The following is a 17,007-nucleotide window of genomic DNA, read 5'->3' as shown; positions in this document are numbered from 1 at the left end:
CACTCAACGTCCAACCCGCTACACCTCCGCCATCACCTTGTACCGTTTCCGCCCCCGGTGCCGCATGTAGAGATCGTAGATGATGCCATCGGCCAGGCCCACCTTGGGCACGAAGACCTCCTCGATGCCGGCATGGTCGAGGATGCGCAGAAAGATGTCCGCCGCAGGGATGATCACGTCCGCCCGGTCGGGTCTTAGACGAAGCAGCTTGATGCGGTCCTCGTAGCTGTACGAGGCGATGCGATCGCGTTGGCGGCGGATGTCCTCGGTGTGCAAGGGCTCGCCGAAAGCATTGCCGTTCTCCTTGAAGATGCGGTTGATGTTGCCGCCGGTGCCGATGGCCATGATGGGGCCGTGCTCCTCGCGCAGCTCCTCCAAAAAGGCACGCAGCTCGTCCCACACATGGGGCTTCACCTTGTCCTTCAAGGTGCGCACCGTGCCGATCTTGAAGCTGGCGCTCTTCACGCGCTGCCCGCGTTCCAGCCAGGTGAGCTCGGTGCTTCCGCCACCCACATCGATGTACAAATAGCTGCGGTCCTTCAGCAGGTCCTGGGTCCAGAAGGTGCTCACGATGAGGTCGGCCTCCAGGCGCCCGTTGATCGTTTCGATGTGCACGCCGCTCTCCATCTCCACACGCACCATCACCTCGGCGCGGTTGGTGGCTTCACGCATGGCGCTGGTGGCGCAGCAGCGCAGGTTGCGCACGCCGTAAACCTCGCCCAGCAGGCGGAAGGCTTTCAGGGTCTTGATCAGGTAGTCGCGCTTGGCATCGCTGATGGGACCCTTGTCGAAAACATCCTCGCCCAAGCGGATGGGCACGCGCACGAGGGTCTGCTTCTTCACCACGGGGTGGTCCTCACGCTCGATGATCTCGCCCACCAGCAACCGCACCGCGTTGGATCCGATGTCGATGGCGGCGTAGGTGAGCTCGCGGTCCATGCGACGAATGTAGACCGCACGAACGATGACCCCCACAACCTTGGCCGATCTGGTGCGTCTTGCAAGCATACCAAATGACCATGATCCGGACCATCGCCGCAAGTGCCATCGCTCTTCTGCCTCTTCAACTGCTGGCGGTCCAGGTCAACCTCAATGTCCAGCATGCCACCTGCGGGCTGTCCAATGGTCAGATCGGCGCTGTGGCTTTCGGCGGACTACCACCCTACAGTTATTCCTGGAACACGGGCGCGACGTCCTCCTCCATCAATGGCCTCTTGCCCGGCACCTACACGGTGACGGTGACCGACGGCCTGGGCGAGAGCGTGGAAGGCTCGGCCACGGTGAACGGCCTCAATACCTTTTTCATGTCCAGCTACAACATCCAGTGCGGTGGCATCGGACACATCTGGGTGCAACCCCACCCGCAGCAGGTCAATGGGCCCTTCACCTGGACCGTTGTACCCGACAACGGCGCACCGCCCATATTCGACCCTCCGAATGGGTACCATTTCAGCGTCTCCAACCCAGGTCAATACACCATCACCGGCACCTCGGCCAACGGATGCACCGGCACGGCGTCGGAGTCCATCGGAATGGTCCAACCTTTCGTCCATCAGGTGCAATCCATCTCCCCGGCCTGTGGCGGTGAGGCCAATGGGGGCTTCCTGTTGAATGTCACGCTTCCGGGAGGCAACTATGGCCTCAACCTCATCGGGCCCGGTGGCGGGCAGTGGGTGGCGTGCGGCGAAGGTCCGTGCATGGTGACCGGTCTGCCAGCCGGATTCTATACCGCGGAACTGATCCAGCCTGGAGCGCCTTGGAGTTTCTACTGCGAGATCGTGGCCGGCTTCACCATCCCCGCCTTGGACCCACCATGCGGCTCGGTGAACGGCATGGTGTACCACGACGCCGGCGAGGATTGCGATCTCGGCACCGGCGATGTGCCGCTCGTGGGCCGCGTGCTCGCCATCGGTCCCAATGAGCAATACGCCATCAGCGGACCTGGCGGCCAGTACCAGCTCAACATGGGGCTCGGCGCATACACCATCGGCCTACCCGCGGATGACATGGACCAGGTCTGCCCTGCCAACGATCCGCAGCCCTTCACGCTCACCGGCCTGCAACCAGCCGCCGTGGTGGACTTCGCCCTGCTGAGCACCGTGCCGCATGATGTGCGCATCACGCTCACGACCATCGCCGCGCGTCCGGGCTTTCCCACCACCGTATGGGCCAAGGTGCGCAACATGTCCTTCTTCCCCAGCGGCGCGTTGGACATCGCCCTGGCCTTCGATCCGCTCCTGCTGGATGCGCAACCCGCCAACGGGCAGTGGACACACCCGGGCCTTGGCGCTTTCGAAGAGGTCTCTTTCATCTTCCACGCCAACGTGCCGCCCGATCTGGACCTGCTGGGCGAGGTGCTCACCTACACCGCCACCGTGACCAATGCGGAACCGGAGCAGGACCTCAGCAACAACACCGCTGTCATCGGCGTCACCATCACCGGCAGCTACGACCCCAACGACAAGCAGGGCTGGGCCAACGCCAGCGGTGCCACAGCGCAGTTCTTCCTCGCTGAGGATACGTGGATCGACTACCTGGTGCGCTTCCAGAACACCGGCACCGACACCGCCTTCACCGTGGTGATCCGCGACGACATCGACACGCGGCTCGACATCCTGTCGCTGGACATCCTCGATGCATCGCACGCCTTCGTGCCCTCCTTCGGCGAGGGACGCGAGCTGGTCTTCACCTTCAATGACATCCTGCTGCCCGACAGCACCACCGACCTGCTGGGCAGCCAGGGCTTCGTGTCCTTCCGCCTGAAGCCCGTGGCCGGACTGCTGCCCGGTGATGTGATCCCCAACACCGCCGCGATCTACTTCGACTTCAACGAGCCGATCGTCACCAACACCACCGAGCATGTGGTGGAGACCAGCACGGCGCTTGGGCCTGGCATTGCTGGATCACGATCCATCCGACTTGTACCGAACCCGGCCACCGATGTGCTGCAGGTGCTCTTGCCCGATGGCGCGGACCGAAACTTCACTGTGATGGCGGTGGATGGTCGCATCGTGGATGTATCCGGAACGCTCATCGCACAAGGCATTCAGCTCGATGTGCGGGCACTGGCAACTGGGACCTATCTGCTGCGCACTTCGGCAGGAACGGTGCGTTTCGTGAAGCAGTGACCTGGTGATCACCGCAACACCGCCAACCGCTCCTCCAGCGCCTTGATCTTCGCTTCGGCGTCGGTCATTTTCCTGTTTCAAGGATCCTGGGCAATGTCAGGGCCTCGAAGACCGCCCCTTGACCTCGACCTACTCCACCATCACCTTGGTCGCATGGATCCCATTTGGGAGCGCGACCTTGAGAATGTACACGCCGGAGGCAAGATGCTGCACAGGAATGGTGTAGCGATGTTCACCCTTGGCAAGGCGCACCGGCTGGTCGCCGTTGGGACGCATTACGAGTCCGCCCATGGCATCCAGCAACTCGATACGCACTTCGGCAGCTTCGGGGAGTGCGAGCGTACAAGTGAACGCATCGCGAGCAGGGTTGGGCTGCGCACGCAGCTCTCCCGACCATTTAGGCGAGGCGATCGAGGTGACGATATCGGTCGCGGCATCCGGGTTGTTCCAGTACTCCACGGGATAATCCTCCACATTGCCGGCCTTGTCCACCGCGCGGCTGAAGAAGCGCAGGTTCTCACCGGGGAAGCCGATATAGCCGATGGTGTCCTGCGTGGTGGCGATGAGCCGGCGGAACTGGTGGCCGTTCACCGAGATGAACACGTGCTGGTAGGCGAGGCCGCTCAGGTCGTCGATGCCCGTGGTCACCAACCTCAGCGTGTCGCTGCCGGGGTTGAGCACTTCCAGCTGCACGCTGCCCGTCGGTTTCACGCGGTCCATGATGTTGGTCCACGTGTTGGTGACGATGGGCTCATTGTCATCGAAGTAGATGATCGCCCGCGTGCTGATCGCATCGCCGTGGCCGATGTCGCCCCGATAGTTCACCATGAAGGAGAGGCTGCCCGTGCCTTCATAGGCCACCGTGTTCGGCGGCAGGAAACCTGCGAGCGGATCGGTGGGGAAGGCCATGGTCTGCGGGTCGATGCTCATGTACTCCACGCGCACGATGCCGGTGGCTGGGTCATAGGTCGGATGGATGCCCACGTAGAGCCCGCTCTGCGGCGTCATGTCGATCAGGTAGTTGCCGTTCCACACGCGCGGCTCCAGATACACCGTGGCGCTGTCGCCCACCGTGGCGGTGAGGAAGCGGAAGCTATGGGCGTCGAAGCGCGCGAGGTCGAGCGTATCGATCACCACCACGCGCTGCGCGGGCAGCGTGGCCGAAGCCAGGTTCTCGAAGGTGATGGTGTAGGCATGGTTGAGGTAGTTGTTCAGGTAGTTGCCGCCGTTGCGCCGTGGGCCATGAATGGCGTTCGGGTCGAAGCTGCCGCCCAAGGTGGGGTCGATGCTCATGCTGTCGCCACCATCGTCGTCATCGTCGCACGTGCCGTCGGGCGGTGGTGCGCATTCGGAGCAGGACTCCATGCTGGCGTTGCCCGCGCCATCGGAGCAGCTACAGCCGGTGTAGCAGCCTGCGTCGGGGTTGGGATCGCCGGGATCGGCAGGTGGATCAGGGGGGATGATGATCGGTTGACGTTTCTCGGGTTCATTCTCTCCCGAACCTGGTTCCACAGGTGGTGTCTCTGGCGGAGGCGGTGGAGGAGTTTCGGATGGCGGGGGCAGTTCCACGGGCACGTTCTCCGGTGGCGTTTCGGGTTGCTGCCCGCCGCCGTCGCCATACGGCCAATCGCCGCCGAAACCACCACACGCTCCCGCGCAGCATCCGTTGAAGCCGCACTCCGGTGCCGGTGGTGGCGCAGCGGGCGGAGGCGGAGGTGGGCCCACCGGAGGTGGCGGTGGCGGCGGGGGCACGGGCGGTTGCGGACCGCTCTGCTCCCAATGACGCGGAGGTGTGATGATGAATGGCGGTGTGGCATAGCCCGATCCGCTTCCCCCGCTATTCCCGATGGGACCGAGGTTCACACCGCCGATGCCACCGATCTGACCCGGCGGCGGGTTCGGAATGCCGATGGGCCAGCCGCCGACGCCACCGATGCTTCCACCCGCCCCCGTCGCATAGTTGCGGATCACGCTCTGTACCGAACTGAAGATCTGGTCGCGCGGGAAGGTCCTGTCGTACACCCACTCCGCGGCAACTTCCATGTAGTTGGTGTAGGGCGAGGCCAACGGCATCACCGTTCCATCCGCAAGCGCACGCGAGCCGATCAGCGGCTTCATGGCCGTGGCCGTGAGGGTGATGTGCATCGGCGTGAAGCTCCGCAGACGCACGATGTAGTCGTTGTAGTTGTTGGCGCCCACCACGGGGATCACCATCTCCATGCGCGTGATGCCGTAACCCGGGCTGCTGAACCGCAGCTGGTCGTAGTCGCCTCCGATCTGGTCCAATTCGGTGTTCAGGCTCTCCATGTTGGGCACGCTGTGCCGGTCGATGACCTGCTGGAACCATTCCACCTCCACGCCATCCGGCACCCGGATGTGCAGCGGCACCAGCACGGCGTCCTCGTTGCCCGTGTTGCTCACACGGATGTTGTACTGCCCCCACAGGAAAGTGCGCCCCTGCATCGGCCCGGTGATGTTCACCTTGATGCGCGCCAGTTCCAGTGGTTCCACCTCGAAGGCTTCAGGAAGGGTGAAGGTGCCAACGCCAGGCAAGGTGGCTTCCACGTTCCACAGGCCCAGCGCCGCTCCCTGCAGGTCCAGGCGGCCGAACACGGTGGCGCTATTGCCTACGGTGACATCGCTCGGCAGGATGTCCGCCTCGCCGGTGCGCGTGAGCTTCCACGTGGTACCTGGCATGAAGCCACCGCCGAGAGCCAATGCGCTCACGATGGCGCCCTGTCCGCCCTTGGTGGGTGTGATGGCCCGCAAGCCCGGATGATCCACAAAGACGCAGTGCTGAGCGGCGCCGCAGGTGTTGCTCGCGGTCAGGCACACCTCGAAACTGCCCACATCGGGGAACACGTGCGCCACGCCTTCGCCCACCGCGGTGCCGCCATCGCCGAAGGTCCAGCTGAAGGTGGTGGGGAGCTCCTGCTCCGACGCGCGGCCGAAGAAGAGGTCGCCGCTCATGCTGTGGGTGAACAGCGCATCGGGCTGCGGTTCCGTGTCGTTCGGATCCACGCGGCTGAAGTACATGCCCTGGTTGTTCGGGTTCGGGGCTTGAAGGCAGCCGGTTTTCACCGGTGGTGAGAACGAGCTCCAGAAATAGTTGGCCGTGAGCAGCGAGCCATCGGCAAGTGGAAGCATGCAGCGCATGATGGAGTTCACTCCAGGGCCACCGTGCGTCCCTTCATACTTGAACCATTCGGCATCGCCATTCGCATCAAGTTTGGCTTGATAGGCCTTCGGCGAGCCATTGGTCATGCCGATGCTGATGCTGCCGAACTCCACGGGGAACTGCGCCATCCGCCCGCCGAAGCACACGCCACCGTCGGGTGCGAGGGCCATGGCGTTCAGGTCGATGGCCGAACCCGGACTGGACGCGAAGCGCCCCCAGACCTCGTTGCCCTCCAGGTCGAACTTCAAGACAGGTGTGATGCTGTTGCCCACGCCCGCAGAGTTCACCAGCGTGCTTCCGGCGAAGCTCAACGAGCCAGTGTAGGCATCGAGCCCGCAATAGACCGCATTGCCGCCCAGATCGATGGCGATGTGACGAATTCGCTCATCGTAGCCATTGTAGTTTCCAACTGATCGCCCCCACAGCGCCGAGCCGGAGGTGTCCATTAGGAAGACAACACCACCTTGCAAGTATTGCACGTTCGTGGTCACTGTATCCACCGTCACCATCTCCATATTGTGGCCGCCATATCCACCGATGGCCAGCTTGTCACCCGCCACCGTCACGCTCATGGGAACGAGACTGTTCGCCGGTTGTGGCACCACCTGCCAGAGCACATCGCCCTGCGCGTTCAGCCGGCGGATCGCCCCTTGGTCCACGGCGAATACGCCGGGCTCATCCGTGCTGGCAGCAAGTTGAGGCGACCCGAACGCGCCGGGCTCATGCCATAGCGTGAGACCATCCGCGGAGAAACAAGTGAATCCGTAGAAGGGCGCGCCGATGTTGGGGAAGTTGGTATTTGTTCCGGTCTCGTCGAAGTAGTAGCTGACGCCATTGCCGCATGTCCAGCTCACATACACCTGTCCCAGCCCGTCCACTGCAAGCCGAAGCGGGATGTCGCTGTTGTTGCTGCCGAAAGCCTTGGCCCAGATCACCTCCCCGGTGGGCGAGAGCTTGACAAGGGCGATGTCATCGAATTGGCTCTGGACCGGATCCAACGTGGTACTCCCGATGGTGACGGGCTCGTAGAAGGGGACCGCGCAATACACCTCCCCGGCTGCGTTGCTGGCCATGGGGAAGTTGGTGTTGGCCTGGTCACGAACACTGCCACTGGCCACTTCAAGGCCGATGAAGCGCTGGGCGTGCAGGTGCTGCAGGCCCAAGAGTACGAGGATAAGGGGTAGGACTTGCCGCATGGCCATCGGGTGTTTGGATATCGGCGCGTTGGTACACCCCGAACCTATCCCGGTACAAGTGCTTCATCAATATAACCAAGGTTATAACCACGGCACCCTGAAGAATGCCTACCATCCCACGGAGCGGGCGATGGTACTCCGCGCTGCACGCCTCACGGCCCAATACTGGAGGATGCCGTGATCGTTCCGTTGGATCGCCTCACCGCAACACCGCCAACCGCTCCTCCAGCGCCTTGATCTTCGCCTCGGCGTCCGCCTTCTTCCTTCGCTCGTTCTCCAGCACCTGCGGCGGCGCACCGGCCACGAAGCGCTCGTTGCCCAGCTTCTTGTCCACGCTGGCCAGGAATCCGCGCAGGTAGGTGAGTTCCTCCTCGGCCTTCTTCGCTTCAGCGGCGGGGTCCACGTTGCTGCCCAGGTCGATGGCATACTCGGTGGTGCCCACGAGGAAGGTCACGGCACCCTCGCCGGCCTTCTCCACGGCGGTGATGGCACCCACGTTGGCCAGCTTGTTCACCAGGGCGGACACTCCTGCGCGCATCGGTGCGGTGCCGCATACCTGTATGTCCAGCGCATCCTTCGGGCTCATGCCGCGCTCGTTGCGCGTGTTGCGCACGGCGCTCACCAGATCGAACGCGTGCTTCACCTCGGCCTCCAGCTTCGCATCGCCTTCGCCACCCTTCGGCCACGCGGCCACGATGATGTCCTCCCCTTCCTTGCGCGCACGCAGGTGGTGCCACAACTCCTCGGTGAGGAAGGGCATGTAGGGGTGCAGCAGCTTCAGCACATCCTCGAAGAGCGCGATGGTGGCCTCGTGGGTGGCGGCATCGATCGGCTGCGCCACGCCGTCCACGAAGGGCGGTTTGATGCTCTCCAGGTACCAGCTGCACAGGTCGTCCCAGATCAGCTTGTAGGTGGTCATCAAGGCCTCGCTGATGCGGAACTGGTCGTAGAGGCCATCGAGTTCGGTGGTGGCGCGCTGCACCCGGCTGCGCATCCAGGCCACGGCGGCGGCGTTCGCTTCGGACTGTTCCTGATCCGCGATGTGCCAACCCTTCACCAGCCTGAACGCGTTCCAGATCTTGTTGCTGAAGTTGCGGCCCTGCTCGCAGAGGCTCTCATCGAAGGGCAGGTCGTTGCCGGCCGGTGAGGAGAAGAGCATGCCGGTGCGCACGCCATCGGCGCCGAACTTCTCGATCAGCTCCAGCGGGTCGGGGCTGTTGCCCAGGCTCTTGCTCATCTTGCGGCCTTGCTTGTCGCGCACGATGCCGGTGAGGTACACGTTCTTGAAGGGCACCTCGTGCCTGTACTCCATGCCCGCCATGATCATGCGCGCCACCCAGAAGAAGAGGATCTCGGGTGCGGTCACCAGGTCGTTGGTGGGGTAGTAGTACTTGATGTCCTTGTTCACCGGGTCCTTGAAACCGTCGAACACGCTGATGGGCCACAGCCAACTGCTGAACCATGTGTCCACCACGTCGTCGTCCTGCCTGATGCCGGTGGTGCTCCGGCCCGCCGCTTTGAACTGCGCGATGGCCTCGGCCTCGGTCCTGCACACGGCCACATCGCCGTGCTCATTGTACCATGCCGGCACGCGCTGCCCCCACCACAGCTGGCGGCTGATGCACCAGTCGCGCACGTTCTCCATCCAGTACGTGTAGGTGTTGGCGAACTTCTGCGGATGCAGCTTCACGCGGCCATCGCGCACCACCTCCAGCGCGGGCTTGGCGAGCTCGGCCATCTTCACGAACCATTGCAGGCTGAGGCGCGGCTCGATCACCGCATCGGTGCGCTCGCTGTAGCCCACCTTGTTCCTGATGTCCTCCACCTTCACCAGGTGGCCCTGCTCCTCCAGGTCCTTCACGATCTTCTTGCGCACGGCGAAGCGGTCCTCGCCCACGTACAGTTGCGCTGCGGCGCTCAGCGTGCCGTTGGGCTCCAGGATGTCGATGGTCTCCAGGCCGTGCTTCTTCCCAAGCTCGTGGTCGTTCACGTCGTGCGCGGGTGTCACCTTCAAGGCACCGGTGCCGAACTCGCGCTCCACGTACTCATCGAAGATCACCGGGATGCTGCGCCCGATCAACGGCACGAGCACACGCCTGCCTTTCAGTTGGGCGTAGCGCTCATCCTCCGGATGCACGGCCACGGCGGTATCACCGAGGATGGTCTCGGGGCGCGTGGTGGCGATGGTCACCCATTCATCGGCCGTGCCTTCCACCTTGTAGCGTACGTGATACAACCTGGAGTTCACCTCCTTGTGGATCACCTCCTCATCGCTCACGGCGGTGAGGGCCTGGGGGTCCCAGTTCACCATGCGCAGGCCGCGATAGACGAGGCCCTTGCTGTGCAGGTCGATGAACACGTCGATGACGGCCTCGCTGAGGTCGGGCTCCATGGTGAAGCGCGTGCGTTCCCAGTCGCAGCTGGCACCGAGCTTCTTCAATTGCTCCAGGATCACCCCGCCATACTTCTCCTTCCAGGCAAAGGCATGCTCCAGGAATTTCTCCCGGCCGATCTCGCCCTTCTTGATCCCCTGCTCCTGCAGCATGCGGACCACCTTGGCCTCGGTGGCGATGGAGGCGTGGTCAGTGCCGGGCACCCAGCAGGCGTTCTTCCCCAGCATGCGGGCGCGGCGCACCAGCACATCCTGGATGGTGTTGTTGAGCATGTGCCCCATGTGCAACACGCCCGTCACGTTGGGCGGCGGGATCACCACGGTGTAAGGCTCACGCTCGTCCGGCACACTGCGGAAGTAGCCCTTGTCCATCCAGTGGGCATACCACTTCGCCTCGCTGGCGGCGGGTTCGAAGCGTTTGGGGATGTCGGTTTCGCTCATGGGGGTGGCAAAAGTACTTGGCCGTTGGAGGTTGAGGGATTGGACGCCGTCTCGAACGCTGAAGCACGGTGTCCATGCCATGTGGCGACCCCCAAGACCATCTCAACCCGCAGCCGGCGCCGGCCCAGCGTGCGGCCCGACATGCCCATCGCTGTTAAAGTGCTGTTAAGGCCCAAAACACGGGCAACCGGCGCGGATACCTTCGGCGTTGTAACGGCAAACCCGGCCACGACCATGACCAAAGCCCTGCTCTTCACCGCCGCCGCGATGCTGACCACCTCAGCCTTCGCCCAGCCCAATGCCAAGCCCGTGGGAGGCAACGGCCCCATGATCGAGGTGGACCAGATGGTATACGACTATGGCACGATCCAGAAGGGTGCCAACGGCCGTGGTGTTTTCGTGGTGACCAATACCGGCGACGCCCCGCTGCTCCTCACCAACTGCCAGGGCAGCTGCGGCTGTACCGTACCCACCTGCGATACGGCCCCGATCAAACCCGGCGGCAAGAGCGAGATCGTGGTGCAATACGACACCCAGCGCGTGGGACCGATCAACAAGACGGTGACCATCAACAGCAACGCCACCAACATCCGCACCCTGCAGGTGATGATCAAGGGCACCGTGGAGGATCCCACCGGCGCCGCACCCGAGCAGCAACGTGGGGCGAACGTCCCGGCCGAGAAGCGCTGATCGTTGATCGGATGTTAATGTTCACCCACCCGCTGGAACGACCCGATAGCTTTGGATCCGCAAGCCAACCAACGACCATGAAAACCCTCCTTTCCTCCTTCGCCTTCCTCGCCATGGCCGCCATGGCGACCGCCCAAGACGCCAAGCCCGTGGGCGGCTCCGGTCCGATGATCTCGGTGGACAAGGAAGTGCACGATTACGGCACGATCCCCCAGGGCGCCAACGGCACCTGCGAATTCACGGTGACCAACACCGGCGACGCCCCGCTGATCCTCACCAACTGCAAGGGCAGCTGCGGCTGCACGGTGCCCAAGTGCGAGACCGAGCCCATCAAGCCCGGCCAGAAGACCACCATCACGGTGAAGTACGACACCAAGCGCGTGGGGCCGATCAACAAGAGCGTCACCATCAGCAGCAACGCGGTGAACGCACCGGAGAAGATCGTGCGCATCAAGGGCACGGTGGAAGCCAGCGCCGAAACGCCCGCTTCGCCCATGAAGGAGCAGAGCCCGATGGCCCCTGTGAACAACTGATCCCCGCGGTCCACGACCGCATCCCCCTCGGATCCCCGCCCCCAAGGCGGGGGTTCTTCTTTCGGGGCATTACCACCGGCGAAACGCGATCTTCGCAGCCCATTCCCTGATACGCCATGCCAGCCATCTCAGCCAAGGGGCGCCTGATGCCCGCCTCTCCCATCCGCAAGCTGGTGCCCTTCGCCGAAGCCGCCAAAGCGCGCGGCACCAAGGTGATCCACCTCAACATCGGGCAGCCCGACATCGCCACACCGGAAGTGGCCCTGGACGCTATACGGAACCTGGACCGCACCGTGATCGAGTACAGCCACTCGGCGGGCTATGAGAGCTACCGCCGCGGGCTGGCGGCCTATTACGAGCAGCACGGCATCCACGTCACACACGAGGACATCATCGTCACCAATGGTGGCAGTGAAGCATTGCTCTATGGCATCATGGCCTGCTTCGAGCCGGGCGATGAACTGATCATACCCGAACCCTACTACGCCAACTACAACAGCTTCGCGATCGCCGCCGGTGTGAAGGTGGTACCCGTGCGCAGCAGCATCCACGATGGATTCGCGCTGCCCCCGATCGACGCTTTCGAGGCCTTGATCACCCCGCGCACCAAGGGCATCCTCATCTGCAACCCCGGCAACCCCACCGGCTACCTCTACAGCCAGGCCGAACTGGACACCCTGCGGGGCATCGTGCTGAAGCATGATCTGTTCCTCTTCGCCGACGAGGTGTATCGCGAGTTCTGCTACGATGGCGCCAAGCACGTGAGCGCGATGACGCTGCCCGGCCTGGACCAGCATGTGGTGCTGGTGGACAGCGTGAGCAAACGCTACAGCATGTGCGGCGCGCGCGTGGGGGCCTTCATCACGCGCAACAAGGAATTGTACGCCACGGTGCTGAAGTTCGCCCAGGCCCGGCTGAGCCCGCCCACCTTCGGGCAGATCGCCAGCGAAGCCGCGCTGCGCACTCCCCGGACCTACTTCGATCAGGTGGTGAACGAATACGTTCAGCGTCGCGACATCCTGGTGGATGGTCTCAACACCGTCCCAGGCGTGACCTGCCCCAAGCCCAAGGGCGCCTTCTATTGCGTGGCCGAATTGCCCATCGACGACGCCGACATCTTCTGCCAGTGGCTGCTGGAATCCTTCAGCCACGAAGGCCATACGGTGATGATGGCCCCATGCAGCGGCTTCTATGCCGAACCGGCCACCGGCAAACAACAGGTGCGCCTGGCCTATGTGCTGGAGCAGCCGCTGTTGCAGCGCGCGGTGGCGTGCCTGCGCAAGGCGTTGGAGGAGTATCCCGGCACTGTGCGCCGAGCCGATACCGCCAGCGCCAGAGCGTGACCCATATTCGTCGGCGACCTCGCCGGACGACCGCCTGGCGCATGACGTGCCGTGCGGCACCACCTTGATCCGCACACTGGTTTTCCCCTTCCTTTGCGCGAGCCAGCGATCCAAGCACATGACCAGCACCGCCACCAAGCGCTCCTTCGTGGACCGCTTCCTGTCCACGGTCGAACGCATCGGCAACCTGCTGCCCCATCCCGCGACGCTCTTCGCCGGCTTCGCGCTGCTGGTGGTGCTGCTCAGTTGGGTGGTGGCCCAGTTCGATGTGGCGGTGGTCCATCCCGGCACGGGCGCCGAGGTGCGGCCCTTCAACCTGGTGAGCAGTGAGGGTCTGCACATGATCCTCACGAAAATGGTGACCAACTTCACCGGCTTCGCGCCGCTGGGCACCGTGCTGGTGGCCCTGCTGGGCATCGGCATCGCCGAGGGCAGCGGACTGATCGGGGCCGCCTTGCGCGCCGTGGTCCTGGCCTCGCCGAAGAAGCTGCTCACCTTCGTCATCGTCTTCGCCGGCGTGATCAGCAACACGGCCAGTGAAGTGGGCTATGTGCTGCTGGTGCCCCTGGCGGCCGTGATCTTCCTCGCCGCAGGGCGCCATCCGCTGGCGGGGTTGGCCGCGGCCTTCGCTGGCGTAAGCGGTGGCTACAGCGCCAATCTCCTGCTGGGCACCATCGACCCCCTGCTGGCCGGCCTCAGCGAGGAAGCCGCACGCATCATCGACAAGAGCTATTCGGTGAACCCCGCGTGCAACTACTACTTCATGTTCGTCAGCACCTTCCTCATCGCCGGTCTCGGCACCTGGACCACCGAGAAGCTGGTGGTGCCCCGGCTGGGCGCTTACACCGGCGACGAGAAGCCCGAGGAGGTGCGCCGCGCAACGCCGCAGGAGAAACGCGGGTTGCGCTTCGCGGCGGTGGCCATCCTGCTGTTCACCGCCTGGCTCCTGTGGGGCCTGCTGCCCGCCGATGGATTCCTGCGCGATCCGAAGACCTTCGAGATCCTCCACTCGCCCTTCATGAGCGGCATCGTGGCCCTGATCTTCCTCAGCGCCGCCGTGGCGGGCATCGCCTACGGCATCGGGGCGGGCACCTTCCGTAACGACAGCGATGTGATGAAGGGCATGGCCAAGAGCATGGAAACGCTGGGCAGCTACATCGTGCTGGTGTTCTTCGCCGCACAGTTCGTGGCCTATTTCAACTGGACCAACCTGGGTCTGATCATGGCCATCAAGGGTGCCGCCTTCCTGCAGGCGCTCAACCTCGGCCCCATACCACTGATGCTCGCCTTTGTGCTGGTGGCCGCCATGATCAACCTGGTGATGGGCAGCGCCAGCGCGAAATGGGCCATCATGGCGCCGGTGTTCATCCCCATGTTCATGCTGCTGGGCTACTCGCCGGAATTCACCCAGATGGCCTATCGCGTGGGCGACAGCGTCACCAACATCATCAGCCCGATGATGAGCTACTTCGCCCTGATCGTGGCCTTCATCGCCCGCTACGACAAGAAGGCCGGCATCGGCACGGTGATCAGCACCATGCTGCCCTACAGCGTGGTCTTCCTCATCGGCTGGAGCCTGCTGCTGATCGTTTGGGTGCTGCTGGAACTGCCCATCGGGCCGGGTGCGCCGCTGTACGTGCCGCTCCCCTAGGTCATTACCACCTTCCCTGCCGTCCATCGCCTCCCAGCCAGGCTTGATGGGGCCTTGGTAACCATTCGTCGTGCGATCGCGTTGCACGGGCGCCTTGCCGAAGTACCGGCCGGGTGACACGAAAAGCCCCATCATGCGCCCGATCATGCTCCTCGTCTTCCTGGGTCTCGCCGGAATGGCCGCGGCCCAGGGCATTGGCACTCTGCCGGAGTACACCTACGTGGCCTATTTGGAAGAGGTCCAGCCCGGCATGTCGCCCAAGCCCTTCATGGCCGCCCTGGTGGAGATCACCCCCGGCGGCACCTTCCGCCACGAACGGGACAAGGGCATCATGCGCATCACCTCGCCGGTGGAACTGAGCCAGGAACAGGTGGCCGCAGCGGCCGAGAGCGGTGGCTTCATCCTGCACGCCTTGCAGATGGAGGAAGCCTGGATACCCAAACGCTGACCTGTTCCCCAGAACCCTTCAGTACGCAGGACCATGGACGAGCGCATCACCCTCACGCTGGCAGCCGCCGCATTTTCTGGTGCACTATTGGCCCAGACGGCCACGAACACCTGCGACTACAATGCGGGCAACCAGTACGCGGTGAACACCAGTTGCGTGTTCCAGACCTTCAACAAGCCGAACTCGTTCACGGCTACCATGAACCCCGCCAATTGCAACGGCAGCAACAACGACGACGCCTTCGGCTGGTTCACCGCCACCGGCACCATGACGGCCGTGACCTACGACCCGGACGACAACCACCGGCCCATCGTGCATGTGTTCACCGGCGCCTGCGGATCGCTGACCCAGGTGGCCTGTTTCAGCGCCGCAGCCAATGGCAACAATGCCGAATTGGTCTTCGCCACCACACCGGGCACCGACTACATGATCAGGGTGCAGCGGCACAATACCGACAACGCCATGAACGGCCGCATCTGCATCTGGACACCGCCTGCCTTCGACGAATGCGCCGGTGCCATCACCCTGCCGGTGACGCCCAGCTGTGTGATGCAGACCTTCAGCAACATGAGCGCCACGCGGTCGGCCACCACGCCCAACCCCACCTGTGGCCCGGGCGTGACCAACCTGAACACCTTTGACGTGTGGTTCCGCTTCACCACCCCGATGAGCGGCAACATCCTGATCGACACCCAGGCGGGCAGCCTGAACAACGGCCACATGCAGCTCTACGCCGGCACCTGCAACGGTCTCACCACGGTGCAATGCAACAGCGACGCCGGGCCCGGCAACATGCCGCGCATCGACCGCCGCTGCGATCCGCTGGACCCCTTCACCACCTACTACATCCGCTTCTGGGGCAACAACGGACAACGCGGCATCTTCAACATCTGCATCAGCGGTGATGATGTATTCCCCACACCGCAGGAGGATTGCGTGGGCGGGCTGACGATCTGCAGCGACCAGAGTTTCTCCAACACCACCAACTACACCGGCTGCACCACCGACCTCAACGCCAGCAACCGAGGCTGCCTGGCCGGCAACGAACGACAGGGCACCTGGTACTACTTCTCGCCCGCCACCTCGGGTACCATTGAATTCACCATCACACCCGTGGCGAACATCGACTTCGACTACGCCATCTGGGGGCCGATGACCCAGATAACCTGCCCGCCTGTGGGGCAGCCCCTTCGATGCTCGTGGGCCTGGCCGCCGGCGGTGCCCGGCTATCCCGGCGCTGCGGCCTACCTCACAGGTTTGGGGAATGGGGCCATGGACGTGAGTGAAGGTTCCTCGGGCACGGATGTCGATGGATTCACAGCGCCACTGCCAGTGCAGGCTGGCGAGATCTACGTGCTCTACATCGACAACTACGACATCACGGGCCAGCACTTCACCTTCGATTGGAACCTGTATGACGGCTGCACGCTCGATTGCATGATCCTGCCTGTGGAACTGGTGGCCTTCGGCGCCGAAACGCGCCCGGACCATGTGGCCATCACCTGGAGCACCCAGGTGGAGAACCAGACCGACCACTTCATCGTGGAACGCGCCGGCGACGACCTCCAATTCACCGCCATCGGGCAGGTGCAGGCCGCAGGGTATTCCATCGGGCTGCGCGACTACCACCTGGATGACCGTTCCCCGCTCCAGGGCACCAACTACTACCGCTTGCGCCAGACGGACCTCGACGGTTCGGTGACCTACAGCCAGGTGGCCAGCGCCATGTTCCACCGGGTCTTCCATGGCATCACGCTGCGTCCCAATCCGGCCCGCCAGCGCGTACAACTCGATGTGGAAGTACCCCAGGACGGTGCCTACCTGATCCAACTGATCGATGCGCGAGGCAGTGTATTGGGCCAGGCCACCCATGTGATCACCAAGGGTGGCAACACACTGGGCATCGAACTGGAAGGCTTTGACAGCGGAGCCTACATGGTGCGCCTCCTGACCCCCGACGGCAGCCCCTTCGCCCACGGCCGTTTCATCAAGGAATAAGGCCGCTCG

Annotated in this window: 10 protein-coding genes; 7 read left to right on the top strand and 3 right to left on the bottom strand. The window is 63.6% G+C overall.

Annotation, left to right across the window (positions count from 1 at the left end; all coding sequences use genetic code 11):
• Positions 1-18: 18 nt before the first annotated feature.
• Positions 19-939, bottom strand: a complete 921-nt coding sequence (locus KIT10_14745) for an exopolyphosphatase (GenBank protein ID MCW5900520.1) — start codon at positions 937-939, stop codon at positions 19-21.
• 80 nt (positions 940-1,019) lie between these two features.
• Here KIT10_14745 and KIT10_14740 point away from each other — a divergent pair, with 80 nt between their 5' ends.
• On the top strand, positions 1,020-3,128 hold the full coding sequence (locus KIT10_14740) for a T9SS type A sorting domain-containing protein (protein ID MCW5900519.1): 2,109 nt from the start codon (positions 1,020-1,022) through the stop codon (positions 3,126-3,128).
• Positions 3,129-3,257: 129 nt separating this feature from the next.
• On the opposite strand, the gene KIT10_14735 is transcribed toward KIT10_14740, so the two are convergent.
• Complete coding sequence (locus KIT10_14735; GenBank protein ID MCW5900518.1) at positions 3,258-7,502, bottom strand: PKD domain-containing protein; 4,245 nt, start codon at positions 7,500-7,502, stop codon at positions 3,258-3,260.
• A 199-nt stretch (positions 7,503-7,701) separates the two neighbouring features.
• Positions 7,702-10,335 carry a valine--tRNA ligase gene (locus tag KIT10_14730; GenBank protein ID MCW5900517.1) on the bottom strand — a complete coding sequence of 878 codons (2,634 nt, stop codon included), beginning with the start codon at positions 10,333-10,335 and terminating at the stop codon, positions 7,702-7,704.
• 234 nt (positions 10,336-10,569) lie between these two features.
• Between KIT10_14730 and KIT10_14725 the strand changes: the two genes are divergently transcribed.
• The 6 genes from KIT10_14725 to KIT10_14700 all read left to right on the top strand — a co-directional run bounded on the left by KIT10_14725 (position 10,570) and on the right by KIT10_14700 (position 16,998).
• A complete protein-coding gene (locus KIT10_14725) occupies positions 10,570-11,025 on the top strand; it encodes a DUF1573 domain-containing protein (protein ID MCW5900516.1) in 456 nt (151 codons plus the stop codon).
• 77 nt (positions 11,026-11,102) lie between these two features.
• On the top strand, positions 11,103-11,558 hold the full coding sequence (locus tag KIT10_14720) for a DUF1573 domain-containing protein (GenBank protein MCW5900515.1): 456 nt from the start codon (positions 11,103-11,105) through the stop codon (positions 11,556-11,558).
• A 116-nt stretch (positions 11,559-11,674) separates the two neighbouring features.
• Positions 11,675-12,901, top strand: coding sequence for a pyridoxal phosphate-dependent aminotransferase (locus tag KIT10_14715; protein ID MCW5900514.1), 1,227 nt, complete (start codon positions 11,675-11,677; stop codon positions 12,899-12,901).
• A gap of 118 nt (positions 12,902-13,019) precedes the next feature.
• Positions 13,020-14,552 (top strand): AbgT family transporter, encoded by a 1,533-nt coding sequence (locus KIT10_14710; protein MCW5900513.1) that lies wholly within the window; start codon positions 13,020-13,022, stop codon positions 14,550-14,552.
• A gap of 145 nt (positions 14,553-14,697) precedes the next feature.
• Entirely contained in the window at positions 14,698-15,000 is a 303-nt protein-coding gene (locus KIT10_14705; protein MCW5900512.1) for a hypothetical protein, read from the top strand.
• A 33-nt stretch (positions 15,001-15,033) separates the two neighbouring features.
• Positions 15,034-16,998 (top strand): T9SS type A sorting domain-containing protein, encoded by a 1,965-nt coding sequence (locus tag KIT10_14700; protein ID MCW5900511.1) that lies wholly within the window; start codon positions 15,034-15,036, stop codon positions 16,996-16,998.
• Positions 16,999-17,007 lie beyond the last annotated feature (9 nt).

The organism is Flavobacteriales bacterium, from assembly GCA_026129465.1.
Taxonomy (GTDB): Bacteria; Bacteroidota; Bacteroidia; order Flavobacteriales_F; family PHOS-HE28; genus PHOS-HE28.
The sequence above is the reverse complement of the archived record's forward strand: the minus strand, read 5'-3'. Positions and strand labels throughout refer to the sequence as shown.

Coding starts and splice junctions, on each gene's coding strand:
- KIT10_14710 (MCW5900513.1), top strand. CDS start 13,020: ATGACCAGCACCGCCACCAAGCGCTCCTTCGTGGACCGCTTCCTGTCC.
- KIT10_14745 (MCW5900520.1), bottom strand. CDS start 939: ATGGACCGCGAGCTCACCTACGCCGCCATCGACATCGGATCCAACGCG.
- KIT10_14715 (MCW5900514.1), top strand. CDS start 11,675: ATGCCAGCCATCTCAGCCAAGGGGCGCCTGATGCCCGCCTCTCCCATC.
- KIT10_14720 (MCW5900515.1), top strand. CDS start 11,103: ATGAAAACCCTCCTTTCCTCCTTCGCCTTCCTCGCCATGGCCGCCATG.
- KIT10_14700 (MCW5900511.1), top strand. CDS start 15,034: ATGGACGAGCGCATCACCCTCACGCTGGCAGCCGCCGCATTTTCTGGT.
- KIT10_14705 (MCW5900512.1), top strand. CDS start 14,698: ATGCTCCTCGTCTTCCTGGGTCTCGCCGGAATGGCCGCGGCCCAGGGC.
- KIT10_14735 (MCW5900518.1), bottom strand. CDS start 7,502: ATGCGGCAAGTCCTACCCCTTATCCTCGTACTCTTGGGCCTGCAGCAC.
- KIT10_14725 (MCW5900516.1), top strand. CDS start 10,570: ATGACCAAAGCCCTGCTCTTCACCGCCGCCGCGATGCTGACCACCTCA.
- KIT10_14730 (MCW5900517.1), bottom strand. CDS start 10,335: ATGAGCGAAACCGACATCCCCAAACGCTTCGAACCCGCCGCCAGCGAG.
- KIT10_14740 (MCW5900519.1), top strand. CDS start 1,020: ATGATCCGGACCATCGCCGCAAGTGCCATCGCTCTTCTGCCTCTTCAA.